We start from the raw sequence: 20,210 nt of genomic DNA on the forward strand, positions 1-20,210 counted from the left end.
ACATTAGAGTACCGAAATGAAGGCTCGACCCAGCCATCTCAGAACGCCTTCGGACAGCTGAAGCCGGACAAGGCCGGCAACAGCAAGGGATTGGCGCCCGAGCCGGCCTGGATCGTGTAGGCAACATCGCGTCCGCCGATGACGAAACGGGCTTCGGTGCTGGCGCCGTCGCCAGTGATCGTCGCCTTGTCGAAAAGCCGCTTCAACGCCCACGGCCCTTCGAATTTCAGCGCGGAGTCGCGGCCGGGCATTTCCGGTACGAGGCTGAGGCTCGCCGATCCGGACGCCGCGCCGCTCGGCCATGTCACGATGCTCGGCGCGTTGCCGGCCTGCGCGCTCTGGACCGTCTGCCCGTCGACGTTGAGCACGGCGCTGTCGACCTCGCTGTTCACCGACGTGGGGGTGATGGTGATCGAGACCGAGGGCACCGAGCCGCCGGAAGGGAAAAAGGCGCTGCGGATTTCCGCCGCCGCCTGGAACGCCTTCAAGGTCGATTTTGCCAGGTCCTTGCTGGAACGGGCGTCCTGTTTCCAGGTCCATTCCTGGCCGGTCATGTCGATCAGCGGCGCAAGGTTCTGCGCGAAGAAACGGTCCATCAGGCCGCCCGGCGCGAACAGCTTGGTGAAATCCGCCATCGAAATCTCGTCCGCGCTGTCGCGGGTGAAGGGATAGCGGCCGTTGACCGCCTCCTCGCAGGCGCGCGTCACGGTCTGATCGAGGGTCTGGTTGAGGTTGGCGACAGAGGCCTCGGCGACATTGCCTTCCAACTCGTCCGCCGCCGCGTTGACCATCCGCGCCAGCGGCTTGGGCAGGCGCGAGACATTAGCGCGCAATGTCGAGATCTGCAGCTGCAGGTTGGCGTTGACGCGTTCGGTCTGCGTGGGGACATCAGCCACGAGCTTCAGGCTCTGGAAGATGTCGTGGAAGTTCTGCGTCAGCGCATCGAGCGGCCGGCGGCCGGCGGCCCCGCCGACCAGCGCCTGGAACGAGCGGAACTGCGCCTCGACGCCCGCGCCGGCATTCTGCGCAACAGCCGAGCTTGCGCCGGCGCGGCTTTGCGACTTGCCGCCGGCGATCTGCAGGCCGATGCGGGCGAGGCCCTTTGCCATGCTGGCGGGGTCCTGCTGCGCCGTGCCGATGTCGCCCTCGGCGGCGCTGTCCCTCGTCAATGCGGTTTCATCGGCGATCGCCGTGAACAACTGGGCGAGAGGCGAGTCCGGCGAGGCGACGGCTGAAAGCGCCAGATATTGCGGCTTGTCCTTCAGCATCGCCTTGAGCTTCAACTGGTCGAGCACGCCGTTCCAGGCGGCGGCGAATTCCTTGCCGTAGCGGTCGATGAGCTCGGGACCGAGCTTGGGCAGGTCCTGGTCGATGCCGCCTTGCTCGCCGCCGCCACCGAGCACCCACTGGTCGTCGACGAGCATCTGCGCGATGCGCGACAGCTGCGGCAGGAAGAAGCGGTTGAACCCGGCGCGCGTGTAGAGGCCGGGGACCCGAAGGTCGGCGAGCTCGCTGCCGTCTGTGCGTTCGAACAGCAGCTGCGCTTCCGGACCGGCTTTCGCGGCGATGGAAAAGTCCTGCAGCCTTGCTGCGTAGACCGCCGACTTGATCTGCGCCGAGGCACGGTCGGCGAGGCTCATGCGTCCGAGCGAGCGCTGCGCGGCCTCGACCAACGGCTGGTTGAGCTCGAAGACTGGATCGTAGGCGTCGTCGAGCGAAAGCATGGCGCGCAGATGCTTTTCGAGCTGCGCGCGGCCCTCGCGGTTGTTCTCGCCAGGGTAGCGGTTCTGTTCCCAGTCCTGCTTCATCCACGAGACGATCAACTCGTCGTCGACCTTCGGCGCTTTGCCGCCCAGCATCAGGTAGATTTTGAGCGGTTCGTAGAGCGCGATCGGATCGGCCATCCTGGCCTGGATCGTCCGTTCGGCCTGCACCAGCAGCCGCGAGCGGAAGCTCCGTTCCAGCGCTTGCCGGTAGGCGGTTTTGGAGGCCGACAGCAGCCTTTCCCGCTGGCTGAGCCCGAAGGTCTCCTCGATCGGCTTGCCCTGGTCGCCGTTTTCGAAACCGGCCGGCAGGTTGCGCAACTGGTCGAGCGGACCGATGACGTTTTCCAGGTCGACGTCGGTCACCGTCGTGCTCTTCAGCAGACTATCGGCGCTGTCGCGATAATGCGCCATGGCTTGTCTTGTGGAGGCGATCAGCTGCTTGTTGGCGAAGAAGCTGAGGCCCAGCACGCTGAGCGCCGCCAAGGCCGCCAGCGCGATCGCGGCCAGGCTACCGAACCTTGCGAACCGGGTGCGGCGTTCGGCAGCCCTGTCGAACGACACCCAGCCCGATTCCGGGAAGATCACATCGGTCAGCAGGTCGTGCAGGAAGAAGCTCTTGCCGGCGCCGGAAAGGTGCGCTTGCGAGGCACTGCCGAAACTGCGGCCGATCGCGCCCAGCACCTGATCGAAGGGCGTGCCTTCCTGGGTGCCCGACGAGAAATAGAGCCCGCGCAGGCTGACATTGACCTGACTGCGCGAAGTATCGAACAGGCTGCCGACAAACTGGCTTATCCGGTTCTTCAGCGCGCCGAACTGGGCGGGGAAGCCGAACAGTGCGATCCGCGCCACCGGGTCGGGCTCTTCCTGCAGGCGGTCGGCGACCTCTTCGGCGAGCCGCCTCGCCAGCCCGTCGAATTCAGCCGGCGCCTCGCCGGCCATGTTTTTGGTGCGGTCGGCGGTCTGGAACGTCGCGCCCCACACCTTGCGCCTGCGCACCTCGTCGAAATCGCCGAAATAATCCATGAAGCCGGCGACGAGATCGGCCTTGGTGAAAAGCAGATAGACCGGGAACTGGATCTTCAGCGTCTCGTGCAGCTCGCGCAGGCGGCTCCTGATCTCGGTGACATGCGCGTCGAGCTGCCGGTCGTCGAAGCCGATCAGGTCGGCAAGGCTGATGGCGAGGATGACGCCGTTGATCGGCTGCCGGGTGCGCTGTTTCTTGAGCAATCCCAGGAAGGCGAGCCAGCTCGCCTTGTCGCGCTCGCGATCCGACTCCTGCGTCGTATAGCGGCCGGCCGTATCGATCAGCACCGCCTCGTCGGTGAACCACCAGTCGCAGGACCGCGTGCCGCCGACGCCGGCCACCGGCTGCGCGCTGCCGGAGCCGGCAAGCGGGAATTTCAGCCCGGAATTGACCAGGGCCGTCGTCTTGCCGGCGCCTGGCGGGCCGATGATGATGTACCAGGGGATGTCGTAGAGGAAATTGCGCTTGCCGCTTGTCCGCTTCAGCGTCGCGATGGCTTCGCTCATGCGCGCTTCGAGCACCTGTGAATCGTCGTTGCGCTCATCGCTGCGCACGATGGCCGTTTCCAGCGCCTTTTGCGCCCCGCGCCGCCGCCAGAAGCGGAGCCCGTAGAACAGGGCAAGCACCGCAACGCTGACGCCGATGATCGTGGCCCTGAGCCACACGGGCCCAAGCGGGTGCGTATCGGCAAAGCGGATCAGCGGCCCGGCATACCAGACCGTCGCCGAGAAACCGGCGAGCGCAGCCAAGCTGAAGATCCGCAGCAGCCAGCGCATCAGTCGCCGCTCTCCGCCGCGCTGGTCTGCAAGGTCTCCTGTTTCGGGATCATCACATCGACGCGACGATTCTTGGCCCGGCCATCCGCCGTGCCATTGTCGGCGATCGGTTCGTCCTCGCCCTTGCCGTCGGCACTCAGCCGCGAAGGATCCTTCAATTGCTTGGCCACCAATGCCTGGACGGCCTTGGCGCGCGCGACGGAAAGATCGAAATTCGATTTGAACGTGCTCGACTTCTTCGGTTTCACATTGTCGGTGTGGCCGACGATGTTGATCGGCCCGGTTTCGGCGTCGAGCGCCGTGGCGATGTCGGCCGCGATTGGCTTGAACTGCGCCTTCAGCTCCGCCTGGCCGGACGCGAACAGAAGCTGGTTGTTGATCTCGACGACGATGAACTCGCCCTTCTCGCCGACGCTCAGTCCGCCGCCGGCGATCTCCTTGGCAAGCGCGGCGCGGATACGGTCGATCCGGGTGGTATCCGGGGGCGCGGCCGGCAGCGGGCTGGCTTGCGCCGGCTCAGTGGGCGCCGCCACGCTGGCGCGCTCGATGGTGACGGGCGTCGACGGATTGAGCGCCAGCAATTCGCCGGCGGTCGCGTCGCCCTCGTCGGTGATCAGCACCCGCAGTCCGAAGAAGGCGGCCGTCACCAGCGTCGCCGCGGCGGCCGCGACCGCCCAGAGCGGCAGCCGCGCCCTTGGCTTCGGCAACGCTGCCGCCATGCCTTGCCAGCGCGGCGAGATGTCCTCGGCGGCGCGCGGCTTGAAGTAGCGCAGCGTGTCGTAGACGTCGCGGCGGATGCGTTCGAGCGTATTTCGCTCGCCCGCAAGCCCCCGATACTGGCCCTCGAAACCCAGCGACAGGCAGGCATGCATCAGCTCGAGCAGGTCGTAATGCGCTTCCGGCCTGGCGAGGACGTTGTTCAGCGCTTCGTAGAAGCCGGCGCCCGTCGGTTGGGTGTGGAAGAAGTGGGTCACCAGGCTGTGCTGAGGCCAGCTGTCCTTGCCCGACCAGGGCAGGTTGCCGACGAGGTCGTCGGCGGTTTCGCAAAGCGCGAACTTGGCGATCCTCGCGTCTTCCTCACCAATGCCGGCTTTCGCGATCGCGCGGTCGAAGGTCTCGATCGCGTCGGCGATATGCTCCGCCAAGGGTACGGCTTGCCGTTCGACCGGCATCAGCCGCAATTGGCCGAAGAGCATCAACAGTGGCGCCGCGGCGGCAAGGATCGGATTTGCCGCGGCGTATTGCACGCCCTCGGCGGCGTCGAGCAGCGCATCCTGCCGCAACCCCGGCGCCGCATTGGCCTCTGCCCCCGGGGTCGGCCCTTGGAAAAGCACGGTTCCGGAGGACCAGCCGGCGGGCATCTGCCGGCCGCCGCCGGGGTCGAACACCGTCGATTCCCTGGCGGACGATGGAGCAGGCCGCGCGCCTTCCGACCTCTCGGGAGCGGCAAGCGGCTTCTGCTTCGGCCGGGGCGCGCGGATGACGGTCTTGTCCGTCCGTCCCGTGGGATCGTCTTTCGAGCTCATCGGCGACGACCCGCTGTCGCGGCGCGACGACCATGCCTTCGCCCGGAGAAACGCGTTTCAGGTTGAGCCTTGGCGGCGGGCCGCATGGAAAGGCTCATATCGCCGAAACATGACATTGCTGCACACGCCCCAAGCCCCGCCGCCTTGCCCGCCGGGCAAGCGTCCCTGCGCATTCTAGTCGCCCGGATACCCAATTGAAACGGGGCCGCCGATTGAAATCGGGAGCCAAGATGCGCGAAGAGGCGGCTTCTTCTATGAGACCCGTCACATACGGCGGGCGCGGTCCGTGCCCTGCGTCTATTTCTGCTTGTCGGCCTTGGCGTAGGCTTCGGCGAAATACGCGAGAAAGACATCCAGCATGCCGTTTTCGTGTTTGTCTTCCATCGTCCGCCATGTCGCGACCAGCGCATCCCAGGCCTGGCTCTTCCTGGACGAGAAGGACGCGGGCGGGATTTTCTTGGCGATCGCCTCCGGCGACAGGTCGTCGAGCAGCCGCGACAGCGCGGCCTGCATGGCGGCGTAGGTCGCGATTTCGTGCGTCTTCAGGTCGCGGAACGCATCCTCGACACTGTGCCTGGCATCGAGATAGCCCGCCCTGCGCTTGGCGAACATGATCTCCAATATGTCGTCGGTGCCCGGCACGAATTTCAGCGGGTTGTTGTCCTCGGCGCCGATCATCGTGCGGTGCGCGCTCTTGGCGAGCACCTTTGCCGCCGCGCGGGCCTTGAGCAGCAGGGACAATTGCTCGACCGTGGTCCTCAGTACCGCGCCGATCTCGGCCGCGACGTCATGCGGATCGCGCGACTGCAGCAATTCAGGCGCGATGCCTGCCGCCCTGGCGATCTCCCGCAGCGTCGCGTCCGCTTCGGCCGGCCGATTGACCGGGGCTGCCGGAACGGGCGGCAGGGCCGAGGATGTCGAGGCGGGCGCCGCCCCGGTCGGGCGCTGCTCCGCCGGACTGAAGAACGGCTCATGGCCGGGATCCATCGGGCGGCCGGTCGAGGGCGGCAGCTCGCGCTGCGTCGACCCCGTCCTGGCCTGCGGATGCCCGGTCGCTGCCCGTTCGTCTTCGATCGAAACGCCGACGACGTAGCGGCCGATTAAAAGCCGGTCGCCCTGGACCAACCGATGCGGCCCGGCGATGCGCTGGTTGGAACCGTTGACGAAAGTGCCGTTGCGCGAAAGGTCGTAGAGCCAGAACGAACCCGCCTGGTAGCGGACCTCGCAATGCCGGCCCGAGATGAACTTGTCCGGATCGGACAGCGTCCAGTCGCAATTCTCGCGGCCGATCTCGAAACTGCGGTCGCGGGCGGCATAGCTGGCGGCGGTCCCGGCCGGCACCTTGTCGACATTGCTGATCTGGAGAGAGATGAACATCCGGAAGCGTCGCCGAACTTGGTCAACAAATGCTTATCTTTCGCACAATTCCAGGCGGAAAGCCGCCAGGCGCCCTCCCCGGAATTGCTTCGGTATTCTAGCAGGTTGCAAGCCGAGCGGGAGAGGAGCGTTTCACACCGGCGTTCGGGCGCGCTTTAGCCATTGCTGTTATTTGGCCTCCATCAAACATGTGCTAGGTTGTGGGGGTACGGTGCGGTGAATTCGAACGCTCCCGAACGTGACGCAGTTAATAGAGCGGGGGTTTCAAACCATCACACTGGCGGCCGCGTCGAGGAGGGGCACGACCCATGCCGAACGAACGTGCCACGGTTGTAAAGACGCCGGCTGGCGCCGACCTGACCTTCACCCATCTCATCGGCCGCGATGAGATCAGCCGCTGTTTCGCCTATACGGCCGGCTTCGTCTCGAAGAACCGCGACATAGATCCGCTGAAGATGCTGGGCGGCGTCGTTTCGGTCGAGGGCGAATCCGATCCGAAGCGCTGGTTCAGCGGCCTCGTGTCGGATTTCAAGCTGACCCGCATCGAGGACCGGCTGGCCTTCTACGAGGCGACGGTCAGGCCATGGCTCTGGTTCCTCGGCAACACCACCGACTGCCGCATCTTCCAGAACATGACAGCGGTTGAGATCGTCGAGAAGATCTTCTCGAAATACGGCATCGCCAAATTCGAGAAGCGGCTGCAGGGGTCCTATCCCCAGCGCGAATATTGCGTTCAGTACGACGAGAGCGATCTCGATTTCGTACAGCGGTTGCTCGAGCACGAAGGCATCTTCTATTTCTTCGAGCATGACGAGGGCAAGCACACGCTCATCCTCTGCGATGCTACGAGCAAGCTGAAGCCAGCACCCGGCTACGAGAAGGTGCTCTACAATTTCGAGGGCCACGGCTCGCGGCGCGACGTCGAATACATCACCGAATGGATTCCGGGCAGCGCGGTGCGGCCGGGCGCCTATGCCCATACCGACTATGATTTCGAGAAGCCCGGCGCCGACCTGATGGCGAAATCCGCCCAGCCTTTCGCCCACAAGGAGGCCTCCGGCGAAAATTATCGCCAGCCCGGCGCGCATCTCGATGTCGGACGAGGCGACAAGATCGCCGGAATCCGCCGCGAGGAACTCCAGGCGGTGCACCAGCACAGCACGGCGGTAGGCACGGTGCGCGGCCTTTTTTCCGGCTGCAAATTCACGCTGGAAAGCTTTCCGCGCGACGACCAGAACCAGGACTATCTGGTGGTCAGCGCCGAATACCGGCTGTTCGACCCGGGTTACCGGACCCAGAACGAGGCCCATAACGAGAATTTCAAGGTGGTGCTCGGCGTGTCGCCGACCAAACTGCCCTACCGGCCGCCGCGCATCACGCCGCGGCCGATCATGCGCGGCCCGCAGACGGCGACCGTCGTCGGCCCATCGGGCGAGGAGATCTTCACCGACAAATATGCCCGCGTGAAGGTGCAGTTCCATTGGGACCGGCTCGGCAAGAAGGACCAGAACTCGTCCTGCTTCGTGCGCGTCTCGCAGACCTGGGCCGGCAGCAACTGGGGTTTCATCCAGATCCCGCGCATCGGCCAGGAGGTCATCGTCGACTTCATCGAGGGCGATCCGGACCTGCCGATCATCACCGGCCGCGTCTACAACGCCTCGCAGATGCCGCCCTACGGGCTGCCGGGCAACGCCACGCAGTCGGGCTGGAAGTCGAATTCCTCGAAAGGCGGCGGCGGTTACAACGAGCTGATGTTCGAGGACAAGGCGGGCTCCGAGCTGGTCAATTTCCAGGCCCAGAAGGACCACCACCTGCTGGTCAAGCACGACCGCAACAAGCTGGTGCAGCATGACCAGTCCGACCGCATCGACCACGACGCCAAGCACTCCGTCGGCCACAACCTCGACGAGGATGTCGGCAACAACAAGACGGTCAAGATCGGCGTCGACCAGACGACGAATATCGGGTCGAACGACACGGAGACGGTGGGCGCGAACCGCTCGCTGACCGTCCAGGCGAACGAGACCATCCACGTCGTGTCCAACTCGACCGAAAACATCGACGCCAACCATTCGCAGACGGTGGGTCTGAACCAGACGGTCACGGTGGGTATCGCGCGCGTGGATACGGTGGGGGCTGCCGAAGCGAGGACCGTGGGCGCTTCGCAAGCGAACACGATTGGCGCATCGCGGTCGGTCACCGTGGGCATCAACCAGAGCCACAGCATCGGCGCCGCGGACGGCTGGGACATCGGTGCGGCGCAGACGGTCAATGTCGGCACGGATCAAAGTGTCACCGTTGGAAGCGCTCAGTCTTTCAGCGTTGGCGCGGCGCGCAGCGCCAGTATCGGAGCCGATGATTCCACGAGTGTGGGTGGCGCCCATTCGCTGGGCATAGCGAAAGGCAGTTTTATCAACATCGGCGAAGATAGCTCGATCAAAGTAGGCAAGAAGCTGGTGATCGATGCCGGCGACGAGATTCTGATCCAGACCGGGTCAGCAAAGATTATGATGAAGAAGGATGGCACGATCGCGATCGAGGGCAAGGACATATCGGTGAACGGATCCGGCAAGATCATCATCAAGGCGTCCAGCGACGTCGTCATCAAGGGTTCGAAGATCAATCAGAACTGAGGGCTGTGATGGGCAAGGTCACGGAACGCATACAGGGCGTCGTCATCGGCGCCTTTCTGGGATTCGGCGACGAGGCGCCGCTTGTGGTTTTTCCTGGGAATTTGGAAGAGACCGCGCTGCCGGCACGAAGTCTCTGTGAACTTACGGTGGACATGATCGGCTGTGAGGTAGCGCTGTTGTTCCAGGAGGGAGATCCGCGCAAGCCGCTAATCGTCGGTCGCGTCGTGAAGCCGGGTGCTTCAGCGCCGCAAGTGGTTCGCGACGGAGAGAGCGTCATCATCACCGCGAAGGAGAGGATCGAGCTGCGCTGCGGCAAGGCTACGATCATCATGGATGAAGACGGCCGAATTACAATCCGCGGTGCGCATATTGTCAGCCATGCCAGCGGCACACAGCGCATCCGCGGCGGTTCGATCAACTTGAACTGATCGCGCTTCCATGACGTCGCTGGCCACCCGGACCTTTACGCCGCCGCATCGCATCTCTGCCGAGGTGGTGCGCCAGCATGTTGAGCAGACGGCTTTCCTGTGGGCGCAACGCGATACGCTGTCGCTGGAGGACCCGGTGGACCAAGGGGTGATCGCCGAGATCGGCCAGCGCGTCGAGATCAACCTCGACGGTCTTCGTATCGCCGGCGCCGCTGCATGGCCGTTTGCGGATCGACTGCTTGAGGATTTTCCGGAGAAGGGCGAGTTCTTCGTCTCAGGTTGGATGGCAATCGAGCAGGCAGACGCAAAGCGGTTAGAGACCTCGATAGAGGCCGCGCGTCGAGCGGAGGAACGGCAAGGGCTGGTCGGTGCGCTCGCGTGGCACAAGCCACAGAAGATCGGGAAACTCGTACGGGATTGGTTGGGTGCACATGACGCGCTTCTGCGCTATCTCGGCGTTGCAGCTTGCGTTGCACATGATGTCGATCCGAAGCAGTTGCTTGGGCGGCTCGTCCGCGACCCGGATGCGGACACACGTGCGCTCAGCCTGCGGCTGGCTGGAAGGCTGAAACGCACCGACCTTGCGCAGGAGATGAAGGCTGCAATGCAGGCTCAAGACGATGCCGTGCGGCTTTGGGCAGGGTGGGCGTTGGTGGAAATCAGCTCCGCCGATCTCGCGCGCGCCGAGTTGCGAAAAGCGGCCGCCGCCGGCGGTCTCGACGCGCTGGCCGCTTTACGCGCTGCGGTCAAGGCGGGACCGGAAAAAGAGGTGCGCGCCTGGCTGGGTGGACTGATGAAGTCTTCCGACACCGCGCCTGTTGCCGTACGTGGCATCGGCATGCTCGGCGATCGATCCGTGCTGCCCTGGCTGATCGAACGGATGCGAGAGCCGAATGTTGCCGTGGCAGCTCGCGGGGCGTTTCTGGACCTCTATCCGGAAGCTCGTGAAGAAACCAAACTTTTTACCTCTGATCCGTCGGAACTGGGGCCAGTGGCGGCGAAGCGGTTCGAGGATCGCGTGGTCAGGCTTGCCTTGCCAGACAAGGTGGACGCATGGCGCGAGGGGCTCGACCAGCCCGCTCGAGGTTGACAAGGAGGGTTGCTTCAGCTCGGAATTGGGTGCCCAACGAAGTATCGATGGCCTGGCGCCATCCCACTGATCAAGGGGGAATCGATAAGGTCTTCGGTAAGTGCGGAAGCGCCAAGCGGACTGAGATTACCGGAATCATTGACAATGCCTAGGCAGCTCAAGCCCACCATGGCGGACAAAAGCCGCAGACCTTCGAAGGCCCTGTTGGCCGTTACGGAATCAGTCGCCATCTGCTGTGCATATGTTTTGGTCAGGCGCAGTGCATCAAGTTCTTCGCCCTCGAACACAGCGCTGCCAGGCCGAATGCCTGCCGCTTGAATTGCCTCGCGAGCATCGAGGACGGTTCTGCGATAACCTTCAAAGTCCCGAACCTTTGCGAAAAGCTCCACATATCCTAGGCCGGCGTAGTCGACAGCCTCGGAACTGTCGTCATCATCGTCAAGCGGATATTTGTCGGACTCGACCGCCCCGAAAAAAACTGGACCGATGTCACGTTCAAACAGCAGCGACAGATTTCTGGCTATGTGATCGCGAATCTCGTCATCCTCTCCCGCTTCGTAAAGTTCCAGCAACAGCTCGGCATGCGCTGGGTTGCAGGAATACATGAGCATGTTGGAGATATAGTACTGCACTCCGTAGCGATGGCGCTCCGCGCGAAAGCTTTCGGCGATTGCCCTTACTGATCTCCACGGACCGGCAATACCTGCAAAGGTTGTGGCCGCGCTCCAGAACAGAGCGCTGTCGTAGGAGCGCATCAGAGCTTCGATTCTGCCGATCTCAGCAAAATCACCGTTTGCTGCGCGATGTACGAGGTAGGCCAGGGCCTTCCACGGGTCGGTCGCCACCCGCAGCTCGGCTATCTCGGCTTCGCTCAGCGGAGGGTCGATTATGAGCGAGTGGGCGAGAGCCTCAAATCGTCTCATTGAAGAGTCTCCAACTGACCCTGAAGCTTCTCGATTTCAGCGCAATCAGGGTTGGAATTGTACCAAGACCGCGGAGCGGTGTTATATGCACTGTTGCACCCTCCAGCCTGTTTTGGTGTTTTATGATCCATGATGTCATCGGCTCCGACCTTATGAGGCTGGTTCGCTTCCTCCCATTTTTGGATCGCCGTGTCCTTCGGTGTCGGACCCGTATTGCCGATCACCCTGTGGTACTGAGTTGAACTGAAGTCGGCGTTCGCCAGCTTCTTTACCGTGTCGAGTGGGATCTGCCCTGTCGCACCAACCATCACCGGGCTGCTGTACTTAACGTCCTGGGTGTCGAAATATGTTCCGCACCCCTGACCGTCCTTTTCTGTGACATTTGGACATCCCGCCTTTGCAGCGTCGGACGGGCTCGCGCCTGCCGCTTTTGCGGCTGCTACCTTTTGACGTGAAGCCTCTTTCATGGCGATAAGCTTGTCGGCATCGGCGCGGGCTTGCTTCAAGGCGTCAAGCTTGTATTGAACTCTTGCCGCATTTTTTTTATTTAGCTTTGCCTTCGTTGCGTCTTCAATAGTTTTGATTTTCTTCTCGTAGTAATCTTTCTCCGAGATCGGCTTCAGCGGCTTCCCATCGTCTCCCTTCTGATAGGGATGCAACGGTGCGCCGCAACATGGGCATTTGTCCTCGTCAAGCGCTTGCTGGGCAGGCATTGCCATCATCTCCGCAGATGGCAGTGGCACCGTGGTGCTTGGCGGACAGGCATGGTTGCTTGTGGTGATGTCCAGGTGCCGGCACACATTCTTGCCTTCGAAGAGTACGTCCATGCACCAAGCCTGAAAGTAGGTCTTACCCGTTATTTGATGCGTCAGGATATTCGCTCCAAATGTGCGAGTTGCGGCCTCGTCGCCCAAAACAGGCTCCTTGTAATATGACTTCTGGGCCAGCGCGGCGCCGTTGCCGCCGATCAGCACCGTGGAAGAACCGGACTTCAGATTGTTCGAGAACGAGGTATCCGGATATGGAATTGGGATCGGCCCAGCGGGGGGCGAGGGTGGCGACATGCAGACGTCAGGGAACCGAGCGATCGACTTGTTCATGCCGTTTTCGGCAGCGATTTCCCATGTTCCGGCAAAGACGTTCTTCGTCATCCTCGCTCCCCTCAGGTCGAAACCAAGGCGGCAGCTCGGCCGCCGAACGCCATCGAACTGCCGTGCAGCGCCGCAAGTTCGCCGGGCGCATATCCGCGCTTGAAAGCCTGCTCCGCCCAGGCAAATTGAACGAGGCCGGCCGCCGCTCCACAATCACCCATGCAATCAGCGGCGTGCCACACCGGTTGCTCTTCGAGACGTGGCTGGCGCATGTTGCGTACCTGCGCCAGCACCAACTCCTCGAAGGCGTAGGACTCGCCCGCCACATCGCTCAGCCGAAACGCAACCTCGTGCATCTGCACGGCGGCCTCCGCAAGTGCGGCTTTCAATGCCGCGCTGAGGCCATTTGCCCGGAATGGGTCCTCATTGCCGGCGGTCGCCGTTTCGATCGCAAAGCCCAGCCCTCGCAACCGCAGAGATCCACTGACGATCGGGCGTTTGCTGGCGACCAGAATGCAGGCCGCCTCGCCGGGAATGAGGCCATCCGTTACCTGGCTCGTCTTCAATCTCATCCTGTTGTCGAGCCAACTTAGCGAGCGAGCGTCGATCAGGCTGTCGATCGCCATAATGAGGCAAGCTTCCGCATTGCGCTCGTTCAACAGCCTGCGCGCCTGTTCTACCGCAACAAACGCCGAGATTTGTCCATTGGTGATGTGGAAGGAGCGTCTTCCAGCCAGCGGCGCCCCGTTTGGCGCCATTAGCCCGGCCAAAATGCCGTTGATGCGCGCGCCGGGCATGTCGGCGTCGCGCGTGCACAGGAGGAAGGGCATCTCGCCCCAGGGAAGCAGGGCCGCAACCTCACCATCGATCTGCTCGATGGCGAGTCGGGCTAAGGCATGAAGACGGTCGCGTCCGCGCGTCTCTGGTGGAATAGCCTCGACCCTGGCGCCGCGAAGCGGCTGACCGCCTCTGTCCAAATACATCAGTTCTTCGAATACCGGTATACGTGCCCGCATTGCGGCGGCAGCGCTTGCCGGCGTGTAGCCGACAGGGCAGACGAGACTGATGCAGGAAATCGCGGTCATCGTCTCCTGCGCATTTTGGCCAGTGCCGCCACGGCTTCCTTCAATCCGGCGTAATGCGGCTTGGGATAGATGGGCTCCGGATCCCTGCCCACCTTGACGTGCTGCAGCTTCACAAACTTACGAGGCAGCTTCGTGCCGACTCTCCCCACCAGGACAATCCTGCCTTCATGCGGCACGATGGTCAGAGTGTCCGGTGTCGCCACCTTGTGCTCGGTCCTGTCGTCGTACATGAAGCGCACCGGTACCGACAGCGCAGGCAGCTTGACCTTGAAGATGCCGCCTTTGTTCATGCCGGCGCAGCCGAACATCATGCCTTCGGAAAGCCTTTCGAGCCATTGGTCCTCGGGCGCGGCCTGGAAATACCGGTCATCGAAATCCTGCGGCAGGAATGGCAGGACGTTTTCCATCCAGTGCTTGTCATAGGTACCGGCATAGCGCGCACGCTCCTTTGCAAAGCGCGGCACCGGCCCGAAGCCGACGGGATGCGGCCGGTCGTTCCAGATACGCATTCTCGATTGCGGGTTCTCGACACATGGCAGCGGGGTGCCGTCGATATTGCCCTGACCGGCAAGGTAGCCGCTGCCGATCGGGTTGATGGCGTCGCTGCGATGCTTCGCCGGGTCGGGGTCCGTTCGGTCGGTGCCGCCGAAGGCAAGGTGCCATGCCAGCGGCATCGAAACAAAGGGTGTCGGCCGTGAAGCCTGGATGCCCAGCCCGCCCCTGAACCAGCGCCTTTGGCCGGTCACCACCGCGCGCTTGTCCAATCCGGGGCCGACGAGGCGCACCTCGATTTCTTCTGCCTGCCTGCCTTGCGGTGCCATCGCCACCGCGTCGAGCAGGACCTCGCATTTGGGCTTGATGGGAGCGAAGTCGGTTTCGGCGCGGATGGAGGTGAACTCCGGGTCGCCGTAATGGGTATCGGCGTAGACGAAAGGCGACTGCTGCTTGCTCGGCGTGCAGTTGCCATGTTCGTCGACGTCGTATGTCGCGCGCACGACCGCGACGCAGAACTTGGCGCAATGCTTGTCCTGATACGGAAAAGTCTCAGCGAGAAACGGCGTGGTGTTTTGGCTGACGAACATCAGATTTGACCCAGCATCAGTTGGTCTCCCAACTCGCCGCGAAGATCTGCTCCAGCGTCGGCTGCGGCGCCTGCGGATCGATGTCGAAAATATCCGTATGCGCCGTCCACATGACGAGGTTGTCGACGACATCGAGCCCGCCGTCGACAAGCGGAACGGGCAGGGTAGCCAGCGCCGCGTCGAGCTCGTCGGGCGCCAGCTCGCCCTGCTGCGCGGCGAGGGCGGCGGTCTCGATGCTTTCGAACCATGCATCCGCATAGGCCAGCTTGAGGGACGCCTCCGGCAGCCTTGCGACGACGCTCAATGGAAATTGCCGGCCGACCCTGTCGGCGCTTTGCAGCACGATGCCGGCCGAGGCGCCGAAGGAACCAGGGCCGCTGAGGAAGCGCAGCGCCGTGCCTGTCGGCCAGGTCTCTAACCCGAACAGCGGCACGATGTGCTGCGCCAGCCAGCGATCCCACATGCGCACGAAATCGCCCGGCAGCCGCCGCGTCACGAAATCACCGGCGGCGGGCATCTTGCCGTAGAAGCCGGGCAGGATCAGATCTGCGGCGGACATGTGAACTTCTTGAACATTTCGAGCGTGTAGGGGTTCTCGACGCTGGCCGCCTTGAGCTCGAAATCGGCCCACATCCCCTTGGTGCCGAGCCGCAGGCTATAGACGTCGGTGAGCTTGGTCGCGTTGAAGCGGCCGCCGCGCAGCATCCTCAGCCACGCCCAGCTGCCGGTCTCGTTGAGCATCACCTCGGGCGAGCCGTCGACCGGCTGGAAGGCGAGCGAGATGACGCCGGTGCCGTCCTTGCCCGGCCAGGTCATCGGCTGAGGCCTTGTCGCGTTGTTGTAGTACTCCATGGTCTGGCCATCGAGGTTGAGCGTCATGCGAGCCACATTGGGCGACAGGTCCTTCGGCTCCAGGGTGAAATTCATCACCGGGCCGGTGCCGCCCGGAAACAGATCGTCGCGGATGTGACGCGCCTGCTCGAAGGCTGCCAGCGCCGCCGGATCGAGGCCGAAATCGGCGCGCCATTTCCACGGCTCGCTGGCGGTGTCGACATAGTTGATCAGATGGTCGTTGGTGAAGGCGTCGATCAGCCCGGTGGGCCCGAACAGGCGCTGGAAGTCGCGCACATTGACGTCGACCGCGCTTTCCGGGCTGAACGGGTAGCGGTTGTTGAGCGCTGCCTGGCAGAAGGGCAGGATGTCGGCGCGCCAGATGGCGTTGAGCTCATTGGTGACGGCCTTCTGCGACAGGCCGCTCGTGTCGCCGGCAATGCCGCCCAGCCAGTCGTTGATCGGCGAAGGCAGGATCTGCGCCTGTCTGGCGACCGCGCCTGTCAGTTCGGCAAGGCCGCCCTGCTTCTTGATGGCGTCCTGCGGATCGGGGTTGGCGGTGACGGTCTGCAGCACATTGGATAGCGCCGTCAGCGCCACGATGGCGGCGTCGAGCGCCGGCGGCTGGCCGTCGACCTGGGCGATCGTGCCCTTGAGCGGTTTGAAATGCTCCGCCACCAGGCTGCCGGTCATGTCGACCTGGTCGGCCGAACCCGCGCGCGGCAGGAGCTTTGCGCCAGTCTTGACCACCTTGCCCAATTTGCCGAGCTTGCTGAGCAGCTTCGACCCGGTCTTGGCTGCGGTGCCGCTCTTGTCGTCGGCCGCCGCATCGTCGGAGCGGGTCAGGTCGGTCTCCTGCACCACCGCGGTCAGCAGGCGCTTCAGCGCGGAGTCGGCGCTGGACAGATCCTTGAGGTTCTCGCTCGCGACGTTGAGGTCGGTCAGCGGCGCCAGCCGCATGTCGCGCAGGAAACTGTCCCACTGCGAAATGTAGTCGTCGTAATAGAGCTTCAGTATGTCTTCCGACAGCGCCGAGACCGATGTCTCCGAATTCTCCGAGCAGCCGCCGGCAAACACGGCGCGGTCGAGCGCCGCCTGCCCGGCGACATCCTCGACCCGGTCGAGGATCGCATCGTGGAAGCCGGCATAGGTGTAGGGGCCCGGAACGCCGACGCGCAGCGTCTTGTCGGAGCGGCGCGCGAACACCTTGGCGCCGTTCGGCCCGGCGAAATTGGCCGGCACCCATTCCTTGACGGCGGCCACTTCGGGGTCGGCCAGAAGCTGCTTGTAGGCGCGCTCCGGCAGCGAGATCGTGCATACCGTCTTCAGCGCCTCGGCGACCAGCTCCTTGTCCGGCGCGATGTAGCTGTCGTCGACCGCCATGCGGCGGATCGCGGCGAGCTGGTGCTCCTCGGCGTCGGCGGTCGGGAAGGGTGCGGCCGGCGCGAATTGCGGCAGGCTGTTCACCCACCAGTTCTGGACGAAATCGGTGTCCATCTGCGACAGGCCGGTCATCATGCGGTAGGTCTTCAGCGCGCCCAGCATGAAATCCGGATCGCGGATCTGCCGCCACATCGTGGCCTCCAGCAGCGCGACCATATGCGGCTCCAGCACGTTGCGTAGCGCATGGTCGTAGGTGTCGGTCTGCGCGCGTATGAGCTCGGCCGAGGCGGTCGGGCCAAGCAGATTGTGGACCGCGTCCGGCGGTGGGGTGCGGGATGTCGCCACCGCGTCCATCGCAGCCAGCGCGCCGTCCATGGTCGGTTGCTCGACCGCTGCCGGCATCGCCGCGACGTCGGTCAGGGGCTGCTGCAGCGCTTCGAACTGGCCGGCCTGCTCGGTGATCGCATTGCGGTTGTCGAGATAGGACCAGGTGAACAGTCCGCCGGCGAGCAGCGCGGCGAGCGCACAGGCCGCGGCCGCGCCGCGCCAGATCCAGGCGCGGCGGCGCTGCGCCAGCGGATCGAATGTGCCGAGGCCGGCTTCCTTGAAGATGACTTCGGTCAGAAGATTGCGCAGGAAGAAGCTGCGCTTCTCGACACGCGCCGCCGGCATGGCGCGGCGCGGCGGCAGGCCGAAGGACGACGACAACGCCGCGGTCAGCCGATCGATCGGCGCGCCTTCCTGCGTCGCCGAGGTCAGATAGAGGCCGCGCAGCCAGGCGGCCTCCTCGTAGCGGCTCTCGCCGAACATCGCCTCGACCAGCACCTGGATCGGCTCGGACAGGCTCGCAAGCTGCGCCGGGAAGCGGAAGATCTCGGCGCGCTGGCCGAGCTTGTCCTCGTCTTCGAGCCGCGGCACCAGCCGCCGCTCCAACTCGGCGGCGAGCCTGGCGAGCTCTGTCTGGATCGTGCCGGCATTGACGCGGGCGTCGAGTGGGAAAGTCATTCCCCACACCTGCTCGCGGGCCGTCGTCGACAAGCCGCCGAAGAAGGCCTCGAAGCCTTTGATCAGGTCGGCCTTGGTCAGCATCAGGTAGACGGGAAGGCGGATCTCGAGCCGATCGTTCAGCTCCGCCAGCCGGCGGCGGATTTTTCTGCCATGCGCCTTGATCGCCTCGTCGCCCTCCGAGAGCGCGTCGATCGACAGCGCGACGATGACGCCGTTGAGCGCGCGCCGGCCTCGGTGCTTCTTTAGGAGATCGAGGAAACCAAGCCATTCCGTCGCGTCGACATCCGGCTGGCTTTCCTGCTGTACATAGCGGCCGGCGGTGTCGATCAGCACTGCGTTTTCCGAGAAGAACCAGTCGCAGTTGCGCGTGCCGCCGACGCCCTGCAGATCGTCGGTGAGGTCGATCGGGAAATTGAGGCCGGACTGGCGCAGCGCCGTGGTCTTGCCGGTCGCCGGCGGACCGACGATCACGTACCAGGGCATCTCGCGCAGGAATTTCCGGCCGCCGAGCTTGCGGCGCTTGAGCTCGGCCATCACCTCGCCGAACTTGGCGCCGACGGCCGCGACGCTCTCCTCGCCGGGCGTGAGCTGCTTTTCGGCGACGGGCGCCGCGATCTCGGCGACGAACATGCGGTTGGCGCGTATCGCGCGGCGCTGCGCGATGATCAGCCAGATCAGCCACAGGATGATCAGCCCGGCGATGATGGCGATGCGCACATTGTCGGATTCGAACGGCGCGTAAGGGCCGACCTGCACGATCGGGCCGAACACCCAGATCAGCAGCGAAAGCAGCGCGATGCCGATCAGCGTCCACAGGAATCGCGAGGTGATGACGGCCCAGAGGAAGCGCAGGATGAACATCTCAGAGCCTCTTCTCGACCAGGACCTCGACGCGCCGGTTGAGCGCGCGGCCCTCACGTGTCGAGTTGTCCGTCACCGGATCGGTTTCGGCGCGCCCCTCGGACGAGATGCTCTCCGCCGGCACGCCGCCCTGCACCAGAAGCTTGGCTATGGTTTCGGCGCGCGCTTCCGACAGACGCTGGTTGCTGGCAAACGGATTGGACTTTTGCAGCCGCACATTGTCGGTATGGCCGACGACGGTGATTTTTCCGATCAGCTCCTTGTTGTCCAGGATCACCTTGGCGATCGACGCGATCAGCGGCTCGTAGCCTTCCGTCAGCGTCGGTCGCGAAGACTGGAAGAGCTCGGGATTGGAGGACTGGATGACCAGCTTGGCCAGCGAGACGCTCTCGGTGCCGCTGAGCGCGCCCTTGAGACTGTCCGGCGCTTCGGCCTTGAATTCCGGCAGGAGCGCGAAATCGACCGGCTGCGGCGGTTCGGGCGCATCTTGCTGCGGCGCGGCTCGGGTAACGTCGCCGCGCGTGGCTGGCGGCAAGGTGCGCACGAGCGCGGAGAGCTCGACCGCCTGGCTGCTCAGGCCCATCGACAGGCCGATATAGGCGGCGGCGGCAATCACAACGGCGCCAAGCGCCATCACCCAGATCGGCACGATGAAGCGCTGCGGCTCGTCGGAGGCGATCACGCCTTTCCAGTTCGGCGACAGCGGAGCATCTTCGGCATCGGCGTTGCGCAGGAAGCGCGCCGCCGCCACACGCACGGCATTGAGCGAACGGTCGCCGGCGCGGCCGGGCACCCGGTACTTGCCGCGGAAGCCGAGCGCCAGGCAGTAATATTGCAGCTCCAGCATCTCGCGGTCGCGGTTCGGATGCCGCTCGAGCTCGTCGAGGCGCGTGAAGAACTGGGTGCCGGCATCGACGTCGCCGCGCAGCATGACGACCAGCGGCTGGCGCGGCCAGGCGCTGGCGCCGCCCCATGGCGTGTTGAGCGCGAGATCGTCGAGCAGTGCCGCCACCGCCCATGCCGCCTGGTCCGCGCGCTCCAGCGAAGAGCCCGCCGCCACCGCGGCGTCGCGCGCCCGCACCAGCTCGTCGAGCAGGCGCGTGCGCATCACTTCCGGGTTCTCCGGCGCCAGCGCGCTTTCGAGCTCGGGTGCGAATTCGAGCAGCGGCGCGAAGATGTTGATGAGCGTGTTGGGATGGGCGCGCGCCCGCTTGACCGGCGCTCCCGGCGCCAGCGGCGCCATCGGCCGGGGCGCGGCACCGGTCAGCCGGATGCGGGTGCGCTCGCGATCCTCCGACAGTCCGAAAGGATCATCCCGGCTCATGG

General features: G+C 64.3%; 13 protein-coding genes. 3 read left to right on the forward strand and 10 right to left on the reverse strand.

Annotated features, from left to right (window positions below):
• Positions 1-38: 38 nt before the first annotated feature.
• From tssM (LB572_RS02040) to tagH, 3 genes are all read right to left on the reverse strand, one after another.
• Positions 39-3,566 (reverse strand): type VI secretion system membrane subunit TssM, encoded by a 3,528-nt coding sequence (gene tssM, locus LB572_RS02040; RefSeq protein ID WP_224666504.1) that lies wholly within the window; start codon positions 3,564-3,566, stop codon positions 39-41.
• Positions 3,566-5,092, reverse strand: coding sequence for a type VI secretion system protein TssL, long form (gene tssL, locus LB572_RS02045; RefSeq protein WP_224666505.1), 1,527 nt, complete (start codon positions 5,090-5,092; stop codon positions 3,566-3,568). Before tssL (LB572_RS02045) ends, tssM (LB572_RS02040) begins: the two co-directional genes overlap by 1 nt.
• A 297-nt stretch (positions 5,093-5,389) precedes the next feature.
• A complete protein-coding gene (gene tagH / locus LB572_RS02050) occupies positions 5,390-6,469 on the reverse strand; it encodes a type VI secretion system-associated FHA domain protein TagH (RefSeq protein ID WP_224666506.1) in 1,080 nt (359 codons plus the stop codon).
• A 308-nt stretch (positions 6,470-6,777) separates the two neighbouring features.
• On the opposite strand from tagH, the gene tssI reads away from it, so the two are divergent.
• From tssI to LB572_RS02065, 3 genes are read left to right on the forward strand one after another with little or no spacing between them, the layout of a single operon-like run.
• The gene (tssI, locus tag LB572_RS02055; RefSeq protein ID WP_224666507.1) at positions 6,778-9,102 is read left to right on the forward strand and encodes a type VI secretion system tip protein VgrG; all 2,325 of its coding nucleotides are present in this window, start codon (positions 6,778-6,780) and stop codon (positions 9,100-9,102) included.
• Between the two features lie 8 nt (positions 9,103-9,110).
• Entirely contained in the window at positions 9,111-9,530 is a 420-nt protein-coding gene (locus LB572_RS02060; RefSeq protein WP_140801961.1) for a DUF6484 domain-containing protein, read from the forward strand.
• A 10-nt stretch (positions 9,531-9,540) separates the two neighbouring features.
• Positions 9,541-10,620: a hypothetical protein gene (locus tag LB572_RS02065; protein ID WP_224666508.1), complete on the forward strand. Its 1,080-nt coding sequence runs from the start codon at positions 9,541-9,543 to the stop codon at positions 10,618-10,620.
• A gap of 14 nt (positions 10,621-10,634) precedes the next feature.
• Here the strand turns inward: LB572_RS02065 and LB572_RS02070 are convergent, their stop codons facing one another.
• The 7 genes from LB572_RS02070 to tssL (LB572_RS02100) are packed head-to-tail and all read right to left on the reverse strand — an operon-like array spanning position 10,635 to position 20,208.
• Positions 10,635-11,543 (reverse strand): hypothetical protein, encoded by a 909-nt coding sequence (locus LB572_RS02070; RefSeq protein WP_224666509.1) that lies wholly within the window; start codon positions 11,541-11,543, stop codon positions 10,635-10,637.
• Positions 11,540-12,694 (reverse strand): PAAR-like domain-containing protein, encoded by a 1,155-nt coding sequence (locus LB572_RS02075; RefSeq protein WP_140801958.1) that lies wholly within the window; start codon positions 12,692-12,694, stop codon positions 11,540-11,542. Before LB572_RS02075 ends, LB572_RS02070 begins: the two co-directional genes overlap by 4 nt.
• Before the next feature lie 11 nt (positions 12,695-12,705).
• On the reverse strand, positions 12,706-13,719 hold the full coding sequence (locus tag LB572_RS02080; protein ID WP_224666510.1) for a hypothetical protein: 1,014 nt from the start codon (positions 13,717-13,719) through the stop codon (positions 12,706-12,708).
• On the reverse strand, positions 13,716-14,801 hold the full coding sequence (locus tag LB572_RS02085; RefSeq protein WP_224666511.1) for a DUF2169 domain-containing protein: 1,086 nt from the start codon (positions 14,799-14,801) through the stop codon (positions 13,716-13,718). The genes LB572_RS02080 and LB572_RS02085 overlap by 4 nt, the downstream gene beginning before the upstream one ends.
• 16 nt (positions 14,802-14,817) lie before the next feature.
• A complete protein-coding gene (gene tagF / locus LB572_RS02090; protein WP_224666512.1) occupies positions 14,818-15,360 on the reverse strand; it encodes a type VI secretion system-associated protein TagF in 543 nt (180 codons plus the stop codon).
• Positions 15,342-18,884 (reverse strand): type VI secretion system membrane subunit TssM, encoded by a 3,543-nt coding sequence (gene tssM / locus LB572_RS02095; RefSeq protein WP_224666513.1) that lies wholly within the window; start codon positions 18,882-18,884, stop codon positions 15,342-15,344. The genes tagF and tssM (LB572_RS02095) overlap by 19 nt, the downstream gene beginning before the upstream one ends.
• A 1-nt stretch (position 18,885) precedes the next feature.
• Positions 18,886-20,208, reverse strand: a complete 1,323-nt coding sequence (gene tssL / locus LB572_RS02100) for a type VI secretion system protein TssL, long form (RefSeq protein ID WP_224666514.1) — start codon at positions 20,206-20,208, stop codon at positions 18,886-18,888.
• Between the last annotated feature and the right edge of the window lie 2 nt (positions 20,209-20,210).

The organism is Mesorhizobium sp. BH1-1-5 (assembly GCF_020165615.1).
Taxonomy (GTDB): domain Bacteria; phylum Pseudomonadota; class Alphaproteobacteria; order Rhizobiales; family Rhizobiaceae; genus Mesorhizobium.